This is a genomic window from Ralstonia soli, from assembly GCF_023955655.1.
Taxonomy (GTDB): Bacteria; Pseudomonadota; Gammaproteobacteria; order Burkholderiales; family Burkholderiaceae; genus Ralstonia; species Ralstonia soli.
The window spans coordinates 1-672 of the sequence record NZ_JAMXHT010000031.1 but is presented as its reverse complement, the minus strand read 5'-3'; the positions used below and the strand labels follow the sequence as shown (position 1 = coordinate 672).

Here is a 672-nt window from a genome sequence, read left to right as displayed (position 1 = left end):
TCGGCCAGAACCCGGGGACGAACCACCCGCGCATGCTGGGGGAGCTGCGCGAGGCATCGAAGCGCGGCGCGGCCATCGTGTCGTTCAACCCGCTGCGCGAGCGGGGGCTGGAGCGCTTCGCCGATCCGCAGAGCAAGATCGAGATGCTCACGCTCGGCTCCACACGCATCAGCACCGAGTACCACCAGGTGCGCATCGGCGGCGACCTGGCAACGGTCAAGGGCATCATCAAACACGTGATCGAGCGCGATGATGTGGCCCGCAGCCGTGGCGAGCCATCGGTCATCGATCATGCCTTCATCGCCCAGCACACCGGCGGCTACGACGCGTTTGCGGCTGACGTGCGTGCTGAATCGTGGGCCACCATCGAGGCTGAATCCGGCTTGCCGGAACACGAAATCCGCCAGGCCGGCGATACGTACATCAAGGCCGGCAGCGTCATCGCGTGCTGGGGCATGGGGATCACGCAGCACAAGCATTCGGTGGCGACGATTCAGATGATCGTCAACCTGCTGCTCCTGCGCGGCAACATCGGCCGCCCGGGTGCCGGTGCGTGCCCGGTGCGCGGCCACAGCAACGTGCAGGGCGACCGGACGATGGGCATCTACGAAAAGCCCGCACCCGCGTTTCTCGATCGACTGGAGAACGTGTTCGGCATTCAGATGCCGCGCC

The 672-nt window shown here is 66.1% G+C and carries 1 protein-coding gene; it reads left to right on the top strand.

Annotated elements, in window-relative coordinates; genetic code table 11:
- Positions 1–672 (top strand): molybdopterin-dependent oxidoreductase (locus NG900_RS26565; protein ID WP_252685380.1); only part of this gene is annotated, 672 nt, incomplete at both ends.